General features: G+C 39.6%; 22 protein-coding genes. 9 read left to right on the top strand and 13 right to left on the bottom strand.

The genetic code is table 11. From position 1 onward, the window contains the following. Positions 1 to 359: 359 nt before the first annotated feature. Positions 360 to 623, top strand: coding sequence for a hypothetical protein (locus tag OMU_RS21195; protein WP_016181895.1), 264 nt, complete (start codon positions 360 to 362; stop codon positions 621 to 623). A gap of 313 nt (positions 624 to 936) precedes the next feature. Here OMU_RS21195 and OMU_RS21200 read toward each other — a convergent pair whose 3' ends face one another. The 6 genes from OMU_RS21200 to OMU_RS21225 all read right to left on the bottom strand — a co-directional run bounded on the left by OMU_RS21200 (position 937) and on the right by OMU_RS21225 (position 4,211). Beyond that, positions 937 to 1,350, bottom strand: a complete 414-nt coding sequence (locus OMU_RS21200) for a phage holin family protein (protein ID WP_016181896.1) — start codon at positions 1,348 to 1,350, stop codon at positions 937 to 939. An 81-nt stretch (positions 1,351 to 1,431) separates the two neighbouring features. Further along, entirely contained in the window at positions 1,432 to 2,040 is a 609-nt protein-coding gene (locus OMU_RS21205; protein WP_016181897.1) for a DUF2922 family protein, read from the bottom strand. A 48-nt stretch (positions 2,041 to 2,088) separates the two neighbouring features. Beyond that, a complete protein-coding gene (locus tag OMU_RS21210; RefSeq protein ID WP_016181898.1) occupies positions 2,089 to 2,475 on the bottom strand; it encodes a hypothetical protein in 387 nt (128 codons plus the stop codon). Positions 2,476 to 2,543: 68 nt separating this feature from the next. Then, positions 2,544 to 2,756 carry a DUF2922 family protein gene (locus tag OMU_RS21215; RefSeq protein WP_016181899.1) on the bottom strand — a complete coding sequence of 71 codons (213 nt, stop codon included), beginning with the start codon at positions 2,754 to 2,756 and terminating at the stop codon, positions 2,544 to 2,546. A 22-nt stretch (positions 2,757 to 2,778) separates the two neighbouring features. Continuing rightward, positions 2,779 to 2,982, bottom strand: a complete 204-nt coding sequence (locus tag OMU_RS21220) for a DUF1659 domain-containing protein (protein WP_016181900.1) — start codon at positions 2,980 to 2,982, stop codon at positions 2,779 to 2,781. Between the two features lie 389 nt (positions 2,983 to 3,371). Beyond that, positions 3,372 to 4,211 carry a LysR family transcriptional regulator gene (locus OMU_RS21225; RefSeq protein WP_016181901.1) on the bottom strand — a complete coding sequence of 280 codons (840 nt, stop codon included), beginning with the start codon at positions 4,209 to 4,211 and terminating at the stop codon, positions 3,372 to 3,374. 148 nt (positions 4,212 to 4,359) lie between these two features. On the opposite strand from OMU_RS21225, the gene OMU_RS21230 reads away from it, so the two are divergent. From OMU_RS21230 to OMU_RS21265, 8 genes are all read left to right on the top strand, one after another. Beyond that, entirely contained in the window at positions 4,360 to 5,328 is a 969-nt protein-coding gene (locus OMU_RS21230) for a TDT family transporter (protein ID WP_016181902.1), read from the top strand. A 177-nt stretch (positions 5,329 to 5,505) separates the two neighbouring features. Then, complete coding sequence (rfbD, locus tag OMU_RS21235) at positions 5,506 to 6,333, top strand: dTDP-4-dehydrorhamnose reductase (protein WP_016181903.1); 828 nt, start codon at positions 5,506 to 5,508, stop codon at positions 6,331 to 6,333. A gap of 29 nt (positions 6,334 to 6,362) precedes the next feature. Beyond that, positions 6,363 to 6,785, top strand: a complete 423-nt coding sequence (locus OMU_RS21240) for a DUF4809 family protein (RefSeq protein ID WP_016181904.1) — start codon at positions 6,363 to 6,365, stop codon at positions 6,783 to 6,785. After that, on the top strand, positions 6,770 to 7,024 hold the full coding sequence (locus tag OMU_RS21245; protein WP_227131788.1) for a hypothetical protein: 255 nt from the start codon (positions 6,770 to 6,772) through the stop codon (positions 7,022 to 7,024). Before OMU_RS21240 ends, OMU_RS21245 begins: the two co-directional genes overlap by 16 nt. 70 nt (positions 7,025 to 7,094) lie before the next feature. Then, positions 7,095 to 8,057, top strand: a complete 963-nt coding sequence (locus tag OMU_RS21250) for an L-lactate dehydrogenase (RefSeq protein WP_016181906.1) — start codon at positions 7,095 to 7,097, stop codon at positions 8,055 to 8,057. Between the two features lie 297 nt (positions 8,058 to 8,354). Next, the gene (locus OMU_RS21255) at positions 8,355 to 8,915 is read left to right on the top strand and encodes a PD-(D/E)XK nuclease family transposase (RefSeq protein WP_016181907.1); all 561 of its coding nucleotides are present in this window, start codon (positions 8,355 to 8,357) and stop codon (positions 8,913 to 8,915) included. 105 nt (positions 8,916 to 9,020) lie between these two features. Then, complete coding sequence (locus OMU_RS21260) at positions 9,021 to 9,230, top strand: hypothetical protein (RefSeq protein ID WP_016181908.1); 210 nt, start codon at positions 9,021 to 9,023, stop codon at positions 9,228 to 9,230. A 36-nt stretch (positions 9,231 to 9,266) separates the two neighbouring features. After that, positions 9,267 to 9,575: an RpnC/YadD family protein gene (locus OMU_RS21265; RefSeq protein WP_016181909.1), complete on the top strand. Its 309-nt coding sequence runs from the start codon at positions 9,267 to 9,269 to the stop codon at positions 9,573 to 9,575. Positions 9,576 to 9,750: 175 nt separating this feature from the next. Here the strand turns inward: OMU_RS21265 and OMU_RS21270 are convergent, their stop codons facing one another. The 7 genes from OMU_RS21270 to OMU_RS21300 form a co-directional block, all read right to left on the bottom strand. Next, positions 9,751 to 10,539 (bottom strand): gluconate 5-dehydrogenase, encoded by a 789-nt coding sequence (locus tag OMU_RS21270; RefSeq protein ID WP_016181910.1) that lies wholly within the window; start codon positions 10,537 to 10,539, stop codon positions 9,751 to 9,753. A 38-nt stretch (positions 10,540 to 10,577) separates the two neighbouring features. Then, positions 10,578 to 11,417 (bottom strand): 5-dehydro-4-deoxy-D-glucuronate isomerase, encoded by an 840-nt coding sequence (gene kduI / locus OMU_RS21275; RefSeq protein WP_016181911.1) that lies wholly within the window; start codon positions 11,415 to 11,417, stop codon positions 10,578 to 10,580. Positions 11,418 to 11,488: 71 nt separating this feature from the next. Continuing rightward, the gene (locus tag OMU_RS21280) at positions 11,489 to 12,499 is read right to left on the bottom strand and encodes a sugar kinase (RefSeq protein WP_016181912.1); all 1,011 of its coding nucleotides are present in this window, start codon (positions 12,497 to 12,499) and stop codon (positions 11,489 to 11,491) included. A gap of 57 nt (positions 12,500 to 12,556) precedes the next feature. Beyond that, positions 12,557 to 13,204 carry a bifunctional 4-hydroxy-2-oxoglutarate aldolase/2-dehydro-3-deoxy-phosphogluconate aldolase gene (locus tag OMU_RS21285; RefSeq protein ID WP_016181913.1) on the bottom strand — a complete coding sequence of 216 codons (648 nt, stop codon included), beginning with the start codon at positions 13,202 to 13,204 and terminating at the stop codon, positions 12,557 to 12,559. Positions 13,205 to 13,411: 207 nt separating this feature from the next. Next, complete coding sequence (locus tag OMU_RS21290; RefSeq protein WP_016181914.1) at positions 13,412 to 14,170, bottom strand: IclR family transcriptional regulator; 759 nt, start codon at positions 14,168 to 14,170, stop codon at positions 13,412 to 13,414. A 121-nt stretch (positions 14,171 to 14,291) separates the two neighbouring features. Then, on the bottom strand, positions 14,292 to 15,401 hold the full coding sequence (locus OMU_RS21295) for an ABC transporter ATP-binding protein (protein ID WP_016181915.1): 1,110 nt from the start codon (positions 15,399 to 15,401) through the stop codon (positions 14,292 to 14,294). Positions 15,402 to 15,511: 110 nt separating this feature from the next. Beyond that, positions 15,512 to 16,366, bottom strand: a complete 855-nt coding sequence (locus OMU_RS21300; RefSeq protein ID WP_016181916.1) for a helix-turn-helix domain-containing protein — start codon at positions 16,364 to 16,366, stop codon at positions 15,512 to 15,514. Positions 16,367 to 16,968 lie beyond the last annotated feature (602 nt).

Raw genomic sequence — 16,968 nt, forward strand, 5'->3', positions numbered from 1 at the left:
ACAGGATGTTATACATCTCGTATCGGATATGGATCTAAAAAACGATCAATTGACTGCTTATTCTTGAAGCATATTGACAATCTTATTTTAGATATGCTACATTTATACGAATAAAGACGAAGGAATATTCGTATAAATGTGTGATACTATCGCTTGTGGAATAGTCTCAAAAGAAAGTAAAACAAGGTTAAAAGATCTTTGTGACAAGAATGTGAACTCGATTGGATAACTATTGTTTATCATATTTAAAATAGAATGAAATATGTAGTTTTATTATGAATACAACTACAAATGTATATGCGGTAAATTGAATTTAATGATGAGTCAACAAAAAAATTTTAATGTTAAAGGGTGATTGGATGTATGACTTTTTTTCAACTGCACTACCATGGATAGTATTGGCTCTAACTTTAGCAATTATCAGTTCAAAATATGTCCTATTTGATGGTCAAGGTACCAAAAATCAAGAAAAAATAGGAAATGAAGAGGTGTACGGTATGTGTCTTGGCTTATGTGTAGGAATTGTATTGAGCACGACGGTTACAACCATCCCTTTATCCTATGGTGCCAGTTTTGGCATGCTGATAGGAATGATTATTGGTATTGTTTTAAAAAGACAATGAAGAAAATGAACTGAAAAAGCGAGTAAGTGTTGAGAGATTTAGAAGTTGATCGAATCATAAGGATGTGTACGGGGAATTCTTGTACACATCCTTATGATTTTTAAGAACACGCTGCTATTTTCATTTTCCTGGTACTGGTCTATTTGGCTGAACGGAAGGGATAGAGTAATTCGCTCGATTTTCGATTTCTCTCTCTTTTTCCTGTTAGTTTATTTTCAATCCGCACATCATTCCTTTAAAGCAGACATATGTTGAATTCAGGATTTTATCTAGTAGTTTAACATATGCGGTCTGCGAAAAAAGAAACGGCCATCTACCGAGCATTGTTTTCCTGATCGTCTTTATCAGGCGTTTCTCCAACGTCTCGTTCGAACACCCTAAGCCATTTCTGCAGCCAAGTGATCTTCAAGCCAAATTCATGAGCGTTTTCTAAAATCGAACCGATCTCGTAAATGATTAACAGTGCTGTCCAGATTAAGGCTACATTGATTGGCAGCGTGACCCCTACGGTTGGCGCGATTTTATCTAAGGCAGCGGCGCAAATAATTGTGGAAAAGGTGATGAATTTCGTAAGTAAACCTTGAAGATTAATCGATGATACCCAGGTATGGCTTCTCAACGCTTTGACGTATCCGGTGGTAAGGTCGAGTCCAACCATGGTCAAAAAAACGCCCATGATCGGCAAACTTCCGCCGAATAGATAATTGATTATTGGAATTTGTATCATATAGATTCCTCACTTTCTAAAATAATAATTTTTTCAACGCAGTATTTAATTTTCAATGATCGGATGTGATGGCGAAAAAATTTATTCCCGCGGTGGATCAGACGGCCCTTCCTTGTTTTTCTTCCTGATCCTGTGAAGCCATTGAAGAACTTTGCTTCGTTCTATCGTGTCTTGGTTAGATGATTTTTCAGTTAAGGGCAAAGCAGGTTGGTTCTGTTCGTGTTTCTCACGGTAGCTTGGCTGTGGTAGCGACTCTTTTTCTACTTTGATCGCTGGTTTATCTAAAGTTTCAATCGTAGTTAGTTGTTTAAAATAGCGACCACGTGGTGTTGCTGGGAGCACGGAGGATTTTGAAGTCGCCACTGTCGTGGGTTTCTCCTGTTTTTCCGCGACCTCAAAGCAACGAACTTCTTCACAGGTTGTTTCCTCAACGGGCTCTCCATCGTAACGAACACCTCTCGTCTCATGTTCTGGATCAAATATCAGAGTTTCTTTATAGGTCAAGACCTTGGCAGTGACTACAGAATCAAATAGTTTTACGCCGTTTTGTGTACAAATGTCTAAGTTCGTCAATAATTCGCAAGCTTCTTTGATCTGTGGCGCCGTTAAGTTGGGATCAAGATCTCTGTATTTCCAATTGTGGGTTCCGCCATCGCTTTTTCCAAAGGTGGCAATTAAATCCTTGGTCATTGTTCTGTTCCTTTCTTTTTCGTGTTTAATCTGCGTAGGTTGTTTTTATCAAGGTTCGCCGGTTTCTTTTGGTCGGACAAATGACACAAGGGAGCGAGCAACAGAGACAACCTTCTCACCGAATTTCTTTACTGGAAAGACTCTTAATTTTAAAGTCCGCCATTCCGGTGCCATAAAGTAGTCTTCAAAATAATAAAAAAGACGTTTCATGGTACGTGTGGCTTTAGTGTGCATAAAAACTTCGCGGACAAGATCCTTTAGAAAGTGATCAAACTCCGCCGCTCCTAATTGGCAGCGAACTTTTAAGGCTAAAATATATTTAATCGTGACACTGCTGTTTTGTGTTTCATGGTAGAAATTGGTGATTCGTTGTTCGAGTGTTTTGGCTTTTAAGTTGAATAACTGCCGAAACGACAGTGTTTGTATAACATTCATTGATGCTCATCCTTTCATTAATAGTAGAGGATGGCGGTGATAGCACCGCTACTCCTCAAAAGATTTACTTAAAAAATAATTGTTTCAATCGTTTCGACGTACTTCGCGGTTTCGACAGTGTTGAAGAGGTCTGCGCCATCTTTATGGCAAAGTTTGACGTCGGTCATGCGTTGCAGTAATCCTTTGATCTCTGTGTCGGTCTTTTGAGTATCGGGATCATTGAAGCTCCAGGTATGATTTTTTCCTAAGCTGTTTTTAAAGGTTGCGACGAGTTTTAGCATTTTTTCTCTTCCTTTCTATGATTTATTTGGTATAACGTGATTGACTGGTTAGGATCACGCCGTCTAATTCACTGCCTTCGACTGACAAGGCTTTCATAATTTCTCCCAGTTCAAGGACTTTCTCTTCGCTAGGCTCATCCATTACATTTGTAAAGGTGATCTTCTTAGTTTTTTCTCCGCCTGCATCGATTTCTACTTGTAGTTTATTGCCGATCGTTTGAATCATGGTTGTTTCCTCCTAAATTTTTTTGGTTCCGGCCGGTGACTAAAAGATAAACGATTTCTAAAAAAAGTGCGAATCGCAAATTGACCAAAAGGGGGTCAATTTGACCTGTTTTTGGGTAAAAAGTGCTGTTTTTGATGAAAAAGCGGTCAAATTGGAGGTATAATGGTCAATTTGCGATTTTACAAATGGAATAGAAATGTAGTATAATAAAAAGTTTTTATAAAACGGTTACAATCATAGCTGTAGCTGAGTTTCCCCCTTAAGAAAAGTTGTAATCATCGGTATATTAAGTCAGCTGGTCTAATAGGAATTTCAAATATTGTTCACCAAAAAACTCTGCGAATGAATCAGGACATGATTTTCGCAGAGTTTTTTAGTTGAATGCGTACTTACTCACTTGACTGATTATATAATTCGGTGAGTAATGCTCTGATCCGATCATAAACGTCAGCTGTTTCAGGGATCGGGCTTTGGATATTTTGAATGATAAAGAGGTCTCTGTATCTGTATTCATCGTCTAGTTCCTGCCACTTCAAGGAATCTGTTAGTGCTAATTTGGAGATAATTGATTTGCCTATATTGTTTTCTAATAGAGACAATATTACTTCACTGTTATTTGCTTTGATGATTTGCGGGTTTAGATGATTAGAGTACAGATAGGTCTCGTTGATAAGATACATCCCAGAATCATGCTCTCTAAGAATCCAATAATCTGAATCAATATTGCCAGCTAAAACGAGCTCATCTTTATAAACGAACTCCTTTTGGATCAATGGGGAAACAATGGATTTTTCAATCAAGCCGATATGGGCTTTGTTTCCTTCAACGGCATCGATGACTTCTTGCGAGTTCATAATCTTGATTTCAAAAGCTATTAATGGAAATTCAGCAATCAGCTGCTCCATAATTTTGGGTAATAGGTGTACGGCGGTGGTGTTGGAGCAGCCAAGGATGCAGTCAGTTTTAAAGTTTTTAGAATTTTTTGCTTGGGCAAATACATTAGATAGGGAGTGTAACGCTTCGACGACTTTAGGGTATAAAAATTCGGCTTGTTTCGTAGGCAGGATCAGCTGCTTTCCTTTTCGATCAAACAGCTTGAAGCCTAGTTCTGCTTCTAATCTTTGGATCTGCACGGAGATGGTTGGTTGTGTTTTAAACATGAGTTTGGCTGCGGTGCTGAAATTTCTCGTTTCATACACAATAATGAACGTTCGCAATAATTCTAACAACGGAATGACCTCTTTTCTATTAATAAAATTTATAACGGATATGTAAAATCATTATTTTACAAATAGTTCGCTGGTGTTTATTATAGGGGTGTAAAAAATATATATCAAGTGCTATCAAATAATTTGATCGTTTAGAAAGGATATACCTATGAATAACACACTAAAGAATTTTCTGAAGGCTATACCAATACCGATTTGCGGACTGATCTTAGGAACGGAGTCACTGGGGAATCTATTATTTTCTGAGGGATTTGAAGGGATCGGAAATATTTTTTGTTATACAGGTCTTTTGATGATCCTTGTATTTCTTTTAAAAATCGTTTTTACCTTTAATGATACGATGGCTGCATTGAGAAATCCGATTATTGCCTCTGTAGCTCCGACATTTACGATGGCGTTAATGGTCGTTTCCGTATTTTTAGACAGATTGTTTCCTAATCAAATCATGAATAACGCGCTATGGGTAACGGCGATCATATTGCATCTGGCTTTGATGGGCTATTTCATTGCCGTGCATATTCTGCCTGTGGAGGTCACGCTTGAATATGTTTATCCCAGCTGGTTTATTACCTTTGTTGGAATAGGCGTCATTCCGAATACCTCGACCGTGTTTATCAAGGAATTAGGGCAGGTCGCTGTTTGGATCGCTTTAGCTTTGTATTTAATTCTGCTACCAATCATCGTTAAACGAATCCTTCATAAGAAAATATTTGAGGATTCAGCGATTCCTTTGATTACGATTCTGACAGCGCCAGGCTCACTTTGTTTAGCTGGTTATCTATCTGTTTGCAATCAAGTCTCTTTTCCATTTGTTATCGGGCTGCTGATCTTATCCCAGTTGATTTATCTTTGCATCGTTTTTAATATGAAAAGAATGCTAAAGGTCGGCTTCTATCCAAGCTATGCGGCGTTCACGTTTCCTTTAGTTATCTCAGCGACGGCGATCTTCAAAGCCTCCAAAGTTTTTGAAGAGCTTCCGATTTTACTGACAGTTACTAAAGCGTTAAGTATTTTAGAAACGCTTTTAGCAATTCTCGTTGTTTGCTATGTCTTAGTGAAGTATGTGATTCATCTATATGATCAAACAAAGGTCCTAAAGGTAAATCGGGAATTTTAAACAGAGTGAATCGCTGGTGCTTTCATTACTATAGGAGTTAAAATAAATAACAGAATTTTTCTCGCGATCGTTTGGAAATCAGCGGCGCAATCCAATAAAAGGAAACTACTGATCATCAACGTATACTAAGACGTGTGATTGGATACACAGAGGATACGAAAAAAGGAGGGGAACTCAATGATTCTAATTACAGGCGGTCAAGGTCAATTAGGAACGGAGCTGCGTTATCTACTAGATGAAAAAGCGGTGGAATACGTGGCGGCTGGTTCTGATCAGCTGGATGTTACCGATAGAGTAAGGACCTACCAGTTCATCACCGAACTGAAGCCTGCCATCATTTATCATTGCGCAGCCTACACCGCTGTTGATAGAGCAGAAGGCGTCGACAAAGAATTAAACGAAAAAATCAATGTCGGAGGAACACGTAATGTAGCAGAAGCAGCCAAGGCTGCCGGTTCTATTTTGGTCTATATCAGTACGGATTACGTTTTTGATGGGATGAAAGAAGCTGGATCGTATCAAGAAGAAGAGCTGCCCAACCCTATTAATGAATATGGCCGTACGAAGTATCTAGGCGAAAAAATCGTCGAGGAATTACTGACTGAGTATTACATTATCCGCACCTCATGGGTATTTGGAAGATTTGGAGACAATTTTGTATCCACGATGCGTAATTTGGCGGAGACACAGACACGCCTAGCCGTGGTGGAGGATCAGTTTGGACGGCCTACTTGGACACGTACATTGGCCGAATTCATGTATTTCTTGACTGAACAGGAAGCGCCCTTTGGTATTTATCAGCTATCGAATGAAAATAGCTGTTCTTGGTATGAGTTTGCCAAGGAAATCCTAAAAGATACGGATGTAGAGATCATCCCAGTAGCATCAAAAGATTATCCGCAAAAAGCAGCACGTCCGCGAACGTCAATCATGGATCTAAGTAAAGCAAAGGCACTAGGCTTTGAGATTCCAACTTGGCAGGAAGCCTTATCAAATTTCAAGTGAACAAAGATTATTCATTGGAGATGTGATTAATGGAAAAAGCGATAATTACAAGCAAAGAGCGAATAACTGAAGGTGGGTGTAACGCCTGTGGATTTGTGAAATGTATCACCTACACCATTCATTTCGAAGATGGAAGAAGTGCGGCTCTAGACGCGTTGGATTTGCCGTCATTGGTTCGGACCATCGCGATAAAAAATGGCTGGAGAGAATGGGTAGAAATAATTGGGATAGGTGAAGAGCGAGTACATCTTGTAAAGAATTCACAGGTAGTGTCGATGGATGAGACCGCTCATGAAATCTGCTATAAAAAAGAGTGGCGACGCATCGAAAGTCCGAAACAATTTGAAGATACAAAACGCTTATTTGAACAAGTAAATGAGATATTAGAGACGATCTTCGATGTTGAGGGCTATTTAATAAAGCTAAGAAAAAAGAAATGTTTAAGCAATTAGAAGGGATGACAAGAATGGTTGGCATAGGGGATACGATCACTGCGAAGAATGTCCATGGAGAAATAATCTCTGGAGAAATCAAAAAAATTTACGCGAACTCTGTTTTAGTATTGAGTCAAACAACTCCGCAGCTTGTCTGTAAGAAAGAGATATATCAAATGGGTGATTCGATAGAAGAAATAAGCGATCCAATCATCGGGAAGACGGAATTCACTATTTCAAAATATCGGAGCGCGTAATGCAGATGATCCACTGAAGCGTGAAATCAGTGATAAATACTAGAAAAATAAAAAAATGGAGTGAATTCATATGAAACGTACAAGTAGAAAAGTTGCCGTAGTGGGAACAGGTTTTGTCGGGACAAGTATAGCTTATTCTATGATCAATCAAGGAATTATCAATGAGTTGGTCTTAATCGATGTCAATCAAGAAAAGGCAGAAGGAGAAGCGCTTGACCTGTTAGATGGTATGTCCTGGGCACAAGAAAATATTAAAGTGTGGGCCGGCGATTATACGGACTGTAAGGATGCTGATATTGTCGTTATCACAGCAGGTGTTAATCAAAAACCTGGTCAAACACGCTTGGAGCTGATTGATATCAATGCCGGAATCATTACCAGTGTCGTGAAAGAAGTCATGGCATCAGGCTTTGATGGTATTTTAGTAATCGCCTCAAACCCAGTGGATGTTTTGACCTACGTTGCTTGGCAAGCATCTGGCCTACCAAGCAGCAGAGTCGTAGGAACAGGAACTACTCTTGATACCACCAGATTTCGTAAAGAGCTGGCCGAAAAATTACAAATTGATCCAAGAAGTATCCATGGCTATATCATTGGCGAACATGGTGATTCAGAAGTAGCTGTCTGGTCCCATACCACAGTTGGCGGAAAACCATTGTTGGAATTTATCGTAAAGAACAATCGGCTAACAGTAGATGATCTAACCACGATTTCTGATAGTGTAAAAAACACCGCCTATGAAATCATAAACAGAAAACAAGCGACTTTTTACGGCATCGGGATGAGTGTCGCGAGAATCGTGAAAGCCATCTTGAATAATGAGCAAGCGGTGCTGCCTGTATCTGCTTATCTCAATGGAGAGTATGGCGAAAAGGATCTATTTACTGGAGTGCCATCAGTCGTAGATCAACACGGTGTACGAGAAATCATCGAACTAAATATCGATCCAGAGGAAAGAAAGAAATTCGCCGCATCAAGCAAGCAGCTTAGAGAGGTCATTCGTTCCTTGGATACTAAAAAGAGTGAGGAATAAGAGTAAATAATACAAAATACCGCTGAAGCTTGAATGTATAGCTGTAGCATTGCTTGAGCGGTAGATATAATTTTTCATAAGTAAAGGGAGCATGCAACGCAATTATTTGCGAAGTATGCTCCCTTTATTTAGTTGTTTAATCTTTTTTGTGGTTTCGATATTCTCGCAACCTTCTCTACTTGTTTGCGTATTTTAGAGTAAAAGAATATAGATGGCACACAAATTTCCATGCTATAATGTAGGCGAGAACAGCCTTTCAATGTGGAAACGTGTCCTATCTGAAAGGCTGTGAGAACGATGCAAAAATACTTACCAACAAACGATCTACTGTTCAAGAAATGTTTTACCTCTGAAGATTCCCTTCATATACTAAAGGCATTTGTCAAAGATTTACTCGGTATTGAATTCAAGCAACTGAAGCCAAAAGAAACGTATCACATCGATAGTTACAAAAAGACTTTTGACAAGTTGGATATCACCCGCACCGAAGTGGATATCTTAGCGATCGGTGAGGATGGCAGTCACACCACGATTGAATGTCAGATACAGCCGCATATGTACTTTCGCGAACGAACCATTTTTTATCTGGCGGAAGCATTTTGCAGTCCCTTCGGAAATTTAGAAACCGCTAATTTTATTAAAGGAAACAATTTTTCCGCATTACGTCCCGCATATGGAATCAATATTATCGATTTTCACTTGTTTGACAAAAAACAGCCCGCTCTGCAACGCTTCCGTTTACTAAATGAAGAAAGTTCGGTTCCCTTTCTCGGAACCACTGGCAAAGAGCTGCTGATCGCCTGTTTCCTTAGTTTAAAAAACGAAACAATCGAACAACAAAGCGCTGCTTATCATTGACAATACTTTTTCAAAAGCGGTACAGTCCACGCTGACGCCCCAGATTACATCAAAGAAGCGAAACAAAAAATAGACTATTACAAACTTGGAAGGGAGGAAAAAGAGATGATTATGAAAATCGATAAATCCAAAGCAATAAACGATGCAGTCATCTCCTCTGTTCGACTAGAGAGTGAGAGGATAGGGCGTGAACGTGAGAAATATTTGATTGCGCGTAACCTCATCGAAATGAAAATACCGCTTGAACAGGTTGTGGAAGCTACTGGCTTGGAGCTTGATACGGTTAAGCAACTGCAAACTCAACATGGTGATTGATACTTTGTCTACTATTCCTGAAAGGAAAAGATGTCAATGGGAATTGATAAAAAAACTAAAGTCATTAACGACGCTGTCGCCGCCATCTCTCAACTGTATGGAGGAACAGCCGGACTTGGACAAGCAAAAGAAGAGGCACTTAGAGAAAAATACGAACAAGCATATGAACAAGCATATGAACAAGCATACAAGGAGGCATATGCAGAAGGGGTAGAAATCGGAAGTAGGAAAGTGAAAATTAAGGCTGCGACATACCTATTAACGAAAGATTATTCCATCGAAGATATTTCTGAGATGACCAAACTAGATGTTGATACTGTTAAAGAGTTAGCAGTTAAGAAGTAATTTAAAAAGTGATCATAATAGCTGATTAAAGCGATGAGATACTTGATTGTTGGTATCCTGAAAAAATTTTACAAATCGTATCCAAAAAGTATTGATTTAAAGACAAAAAGAGTGAGTCAAACACCCGTAGATGTTTGGCTCACTCTTAGTCGTTTCAGCTAGGGGGCTGAAGGATTTAAGGTTGTTTGCCGATATAGGCTAAGATACCACCATCAACGTATAGTACATGTCCGTTAACAAAGTCAGAAGCTTCAGAAGCTAGAAAGACTGCTGGGCCTGCTAGATCGGTGGTAGTACCCCAGCGACTCGCAGGAGTTCTTCCTAAAATGAAGTTATTGAATGGATGGCCTTCCTCACGTAATGGAGCTGTTTGAGGTGTTTCGATATAACCAGGGCCGATGCCGTTACATTGAATGTTGTATTGCCCATATTCAGAGGCAATGTTTTTCGTTAACATTTTTAGTCCGCCTTTTGCAGCAGCGTAAGCACTAACAGTTTCACGCCCAAGCTCGCTCATCATGGAACAGATATTGATGATTTTCCCAGCTTTCTTTTCAATCATGTCTGGCAGGACTGCTTTAGATACAATGAATGGGGCATTTAAGTCAACATCAATGACTTGGCGGAAGTCTTCAGCCGCCATCTCAACCATTGGAATCCGTTTGATGATCCCGGCATTATTTACCAAAATATCAACCGAACCAACGTCTTCTTTGATTTTAGCAACCATCGCTTGGACCTGTTCTTCGTCGGTTACATCGCACACATAGCCTGTGGCCTTGATTCCAGCTTTTTTATAGTTCTCATTTCCTTGATCCACTGATTCCTGATTGATACTATTAAAAACAATGGTCGCTCCTGCAGCTGCCAATGAACTGGCAATCTCAAAACCAATCCCATATACGCCGCCTGTAACCAAAGCTACCTTGCCGTCCAATCGAAAATTATCCATACTAAATGTCATGATAAAACTCCTTTTTAATTTATTTTTTTGTTGTAGTTTTATTTCAGTTGATCCATCGGTACCATATCCATATCAGTGTAAGTAATGTTTTCCCCGCACATCGCCCAGATAAAGGAATAATTACTTGTTCCTACTCCTGAATGAATCGACCAGCTTGGTGAAATAGCCGCTTGTTCATTCTTCATCACTAAATGCTTGGTTTCATCTGGCTTGCCCATCATATGGAAAATGCGCGTATCCTGTTCCATATCAAAGTAGACATAAGCTTCCATGCGACGTTCATGGGTGTGACACGGCATCGTATTCCAAGAACTGCCGGGCTCTAAAATGGTGTAGCCCATTTGCAGCTGACAGCTTTCGCAGACATTCGGGTGAATGTATTGATAAATTTTGCGTTCATTTAAGGTCAAAGGTTCGCCAGTTTCCATCGGTTTGATTTGATCGATACTGATTTTCACGTTGGGATATTTATGATGCGCTGGCACAGAACTAACGTAAAACTTCGCTGGATTGTCCGCGTCTTGTGAAGAGAAGATGACTTGACGTGTTTCTTTCCCAATGTAATAGCCATCTTGTTTTTTCATTTCTTCTTTTTTTCCGTCAATTTCAATAAATCCAGGCCCGCCAATATTGATAACTCCTAACTCGCGGCGTTCTAGAAAATAATCCACACCTAGTTCTTTAGACAGAACGATTTCTAAGGGCTCTTTTGTAGGGGCAACACCGCCGAAAATCATCCGGTCGTTGTGGGTATAAGTTAAGGTGATGGTTCCCGGCTCAAAAACTTTTTCCACTAAAAATTCATCTCTTAATTGTTCTGTTGAATAATGACGAATATTTTCGGGGCTATGGGTGTAGCGTGTTTCCATGTTTTGCATTGCTGAATTCCTCCTTGTGTTATGAACCAACTGTTTTTATCTAATAGTATTTTTTCGTAGCTTGTAACTTCTTATCGCCTAATTTTTCCTGATCCAAGGGCTAAAAATGCTTCTACCTCTTCTTGACTAAACTGATTGCAGTCGCCATGAACGGTATGCTTCAAGGCTGAGGCCGCTGTCGCGAAATCAACCACCTTTTGATACGAATCCTTCATTAAAAGGCCGTGAAGAATACCACCAGCAAACGCGTCTCCGCCGCCGACCCGATCAATAATCGGATCGATTAGATGGCATTGCGATTCATAATAGGCACCATCAGCCCATAATGTTCCAGTCAGTTCATTCACACTGGCGGAATGGACTGTCCGTTTTGTAGAATAAAAAACAGAAATATTCGGATAGGGTTCCTGCATTTTTTGATAGTAATAAATTGTTTCTTCTTTATCTGACTCACCAGTATAAGGGGGGATGCCTAGAAAATGCTGGGCATCCAAGCTGCCTGCCGAACAATAATCTACATAGGGTAAAATAGCTCGGATTGATTTTCCCGCTTCTTCCGGTGTCCATAATTTTCCGCGGTAATTCACGTCAAAACTGATCTTGCAGCCCGCTTTTTTAGCCGCTTTCAAAAGTGTTACGGTCAGTTCTCGCCAGCTAGCTGAAAGAGCAGGGGTGATGCCAGATAAATGGAAAATATCTGTGTTCTGGAATAATTCCTCCAGTGTCCATTCAAGCTTTTCCATCACAGCAAAGCTTGAGCCCGCACGATCATAGACCACACTTGCGCCACGTTCGCCGACGCCAGCCTCAAGATAATAGGTTCCAAGTCTAGGGCCTCCCATCAGAAGCTGAGAGGTATCAACGCCGTAGCGATTCAGATGCTTTTTCACAGCATGTCCAAGTTCGTTCGTGGGTACCTTACTGGCAAAAACCGCGTGATGCCCATAGTTTGCTAAGGAAATTGCGACGTTGGCTTCACCACCGCCATAATGAGCAGAAAAATCTTCAGCCTGTGCGAGTCGTGTACCAGCTGTGGTTGAAAGCCGCAGCATGATTTCCCCTAAAGTAACAACCTTTCCCATGATTAGCCTCCTTTATGAGTTTATTTTCAAGTTTCTATTTAACGATTGAATGTGAGATTAGTGTCCTTTTATTTCATGGAACTTCGTCATGTATTGGGCAGCTACCTCGGTTACTTTTTCAAAATCGCCAGTTGCCGCAGGAGCTAACAGATTACCGCCAACACCGACCGTAATGACTCCAGCTTCAAACCAATCAGCCATATTGTCTAGGCTGACTCCGCCAGTTGGCATAATATTCAACTGAGGCAGAGGCGCTTTAAAGGCTGGAATAATCGATGGACCGTATGCACTTCCTGGGAAGAGCTTGATGATGTCCACGCCGCTCTTCAGCGCCTGTTTCATCTCGGTAATCGTCATGCAACCGGGTAAATATGGAATTTGATAGAGGTTGCAAATTTCTGCTGTTTCTTGATCAAACGTAGGGCTGACAATATAATCAGCGCCAGCCATAATTGCCAATCGGGCAGTCACGGCATCTAGCACAGTGCCAGCACCAACAACTACTTCTGGTGAATCCTGATAGGCCTCAGATAGTTCTCGGATTACTTCGTCTGCCTGTGGAACAGTAAAGGTTAGTTCGAGCCCATGCATGCCGCCTTTTACAATCGCTTGACTAGCCTGTAATGCTTCTTCCTTTGTTTTCCTGCGGACGACCGCAATAACGCCAGCCTTTTCTAATCGCTGTAGAATCTCAATCTTTTTCACATTTATCACTCTTTTCTTATTTGGAAACCATATTTTATTATAAGGAAATTTATAGTTTCATTATACATGGAATAGGAGAAATTGCAAACGGTTTAATGAAGAAAATTGTTTTTCTTTCTATTTTGTTTGAAGAAAGAGCACACCAGCTTTCAAATAGAAAAAAGCTGATTGGACAGATACGTGTCCAATCAGCTAAGCAATCTTTTTTTATTTGTTTAACAGCTGTTCCAGCTCTTTTTTGGTTTGGAGAATTGTTTGAATAATCAATTGTTTTTTCTCATCGTTTAGTCGGTATTTAGGCATACTGACACTAAAAGCACCGATCGCTTTTCCATCTTTTTCTAAGGAAGCCCCAACACAAAAGATATCTAATTCGACTTCTTCATCGTCAAAGGCAATCTCTGAATGCCGGATTTCCTTCAGCTCTTTTGCCAATCTCAGAGGATTGGTGATCGTATTTTCTGTATGAGGAACCAGCGTATGCTCTGCCAGATATTGATCAAATTCCTCCTGAGAAAAGGTTGCTAGGACAGCCTTTCCCATAGCAGAACTGTATAACGGACGTGTGATCCCAATCTTTGACGACATGCGAATCGTTTGGTACTTCGCTTCCAGCTTGTTTATGTAGAGAATTTCATTATCGCTCAAAATTCCTAAATGAATGGTTTCGTCAATCGTTTGCTGGAGCTTTTCTAGATAGGGAAGAGTGATTTCTGCCAGATCTATTTGTTCAAGCCGTTGGTTGGCGTAGCGAATTAATTTTGAACCTAGCCGATAGGTTTTATGCTCACTTTTTTTTACATAGCCAATTAGGACTAGGGTGTCTAGTATTTTAATAGTTGTTGAAGGTGTCATCTTTGTAGCAGCTGTAATTTCCTGAAGGGATTGATCAGGCTCCTCTGCTAAAAAATCCATGATTTTGGCTGCTTTTATGAGTACCGTTCCGTAGGGTTTTGCTTCTGACATCTCTCTCATCCTTTCTATATAGGAAATTATATACGATAAATAAGAAAAATCAACTGCTCAAGTAAAGCAAAAAGACCACCCTTGTGAAAATGGGCGGTCCTTAATACAAATTTGCTTAATTTTAAGGCAGTGTAATCGCTTCTTGCGTGTCACTATCAAAAAAGTGACTCTTATTTAAATCAAAGGCTAAATCAATTTTCTCACCTGGTTGATGGAAATCGCGGGCATCAACACGTGAGACAAATTCTGTATCGCCAATTTTTGAATAAAGCATGGTTTCTGCACCAAGTAATTCGGAAACGACAATCTCTGATCTTACAGTAGCTTCTGGTGTCGCATCTATGACAATTTGCTCGGTATGAATATCTTCAGGCCGAATGCCAAAAATCATTTCTTTGCCTTCATAGCCCTTTTCGACTAAGACTTTATTTTTCCCTTGCGGAATTCTTAAGTTCAGACCATGCTCATTGGTAATACAGCCATTTGATAGTCTAACCGTGAAGAAGTTCATCGCCGGAGAGCCAATAAAGCCAGCTACAAAGACATTCTTAGGCGTATTGTAGACTTCTTGCGGGGAGCCTATTTGTTGGATAAAGCCATCCTTCATGATGACGATTCGATCCGCCATAGTCATGGCTTCAGTCTGGTCATGGGTAACATAAATGGTGGTAGTATTTAAGCGTTGATGAAGTTTAGCGATCTCTGCTCGCATGGCGACTCTCAGCTTGGCATCAAGATTGGATAAAGGTTCATCCATCAGAAAGACTTGAGCATCTCTGACAATTGCTCGTCCTAGGGCAACACGCTGTCTTTGTCCACCAGATAAAGCAGAAGGTTTTCTGTGAAGATACTCAGTCAAGCCCAAAATCTCAGCAGCATTTTCAACTCGATTTTTTATGTCGTTTTTATCAAATTTTCGCAACTTAAGCCCGAAAGCCATGTTGTCAAAGACTGTCATATGCGGATAGAGTGCGTAGTTTTGGAAAACCATCGCAATATCTCTGTCCTTGGGCGCAACATCGTTCATCAGTTTGCCGTCTATCAGAAATTCACCTTCAGAAATATCCTCTAATCCAGCGATCATTCTTAAGGTAGTAGATTTCCCGCAACCTGATGGTCCAACGAATACAATAAATTCGCGATCCTTGATATGTAAATTAAAATCCGTGACCGAGTAATTCTCATTGTTCTCATATTTCTTGTGGATACCATTTAAAGCGATTTCAACCATGTTTTGTTCCCTCCTCGATTTGTTACTCAAACTATACATGATTGCGCTTTCTTATCTCAACGTGAATGTACACAAGAAAAATGCCAATTTTTGCATAGTTTGCCGAAATCCTAGGAATGATGAAAATTCAAGATAAGAAGATAACCAAGAAATAAAGCATTCGCTTCTTTCAAATTAAGTCCTGTTTCAGAATAAAATTTTTCAATTTTATATAGCAGCGTGTTGCGATGCATATACAAATCTTTTGCCGTCGAGCTGAGATTTCCTAGATTGTTCCAAAGTGCCGGAATAATCTCACACATCTCACTTTTCTTAAGCCACATTGTATAAAGCTCCGATAAAAGCACGCTGGCCTTTATGTTCTCGTTTGAATAGAAGGACATCGCCACATTGGAGATATCTTTGCATTTTAAGTTTGTCGTCGTTTCCCAAAAGACTGTTTGCTCTTCAGAAAAAAATTCAGCAAATTTATGTTGGCTAGAATGAAAGGACCCCACAAATAATCTTGTCGAAACATTGAAATCTGTATCAAGAGCTAGAAACAAGCCATCAAGTTCATTGGTACTCAAATAGTCCTCAGATTCTTTTTCAACGAGAAAGGCGGTAGTTTCGGTTGTAAAAAAGAAGTCTACGATATTCGGAAAAATTTGTTTGATTTCTTCTATCCAAAGTTCTTTTAGCGGGAAATCAGAGGTGCTAAGTTTTATTTGAATCACTCGGTAATGGCCTTCTTGGTCAATTGATTTGTTTTCGAATAAAAATGAATACCAAGAATGTTTTTCTTTATCAATTTTATTTTTACCAAAGAGAAGAGTTAAGAGTTCTTCTTCACGGGCAGTTAATTCTTTCTTCGGTATCCGAATGAATCCAGCTTCTACGGGAATAGCTATATCATCAGGACTATGATCGTTTGTGGTCTGCAATGAAGAGGAGGGGAACAATGATTTGATTTCTTGATAGTTCATAAAAGCAGCTCCTTTATAATAAATGATCGGCAGCGTTCAAGCTTTATAATTCGTCATTTATCTTAAGAGTAGAAGGTATATTTTGAAAAGTCAATTTCAATCTGTAGGTTCTAAAAGTAATGTAGGCAGTCTTTTACCTAATGATTTCTAAAAGGAAAAGCATGAAAAAGTTTCGGGTGTTCGTTCTTTTTAATTTTGTTACTGGTCTTTTTATGAAAAAGGATGGGTAAAACAAATGTTGGTGAACTACGCTAGTAACCGCGCATGGAGCAAAAGACATCGGCGTTAGTTTGGATATTCAAATTTAGAGTCAGTATCCATATCAGAATTATTCTGATTCTAGCAACACTGATCTATATGTTGATTGAGAGAACACTATAAGAAGAATCATCGTGTAACTTGCAACGGTTTTTTTTGTGGTCATTTTGGGTTAGAAATAGCGATTATCTTCATGTAATTCTATAGTTTAGAGAAGTTTAGAACGCATAAGAATTCAGGACAAATAAAAAAATTAAAAAAAAGAATAGTATTCAAAAAGTAATAATTTTCAACTTGATTTTTCATATTTTATAATCCGTTTTCAAAATTTTTGACTGGTTCTT

Origin of the sequence: Enterococcus avium ATCC 14025 (genome assembly GCF_000406965.1) — a bacterium.
Classification (GTDB): Bacteria; Bacillota; Bacilli; order Lactobacillales; family Enterococcaceae; genus Enterococcus_A; species Enterococcus_A avium.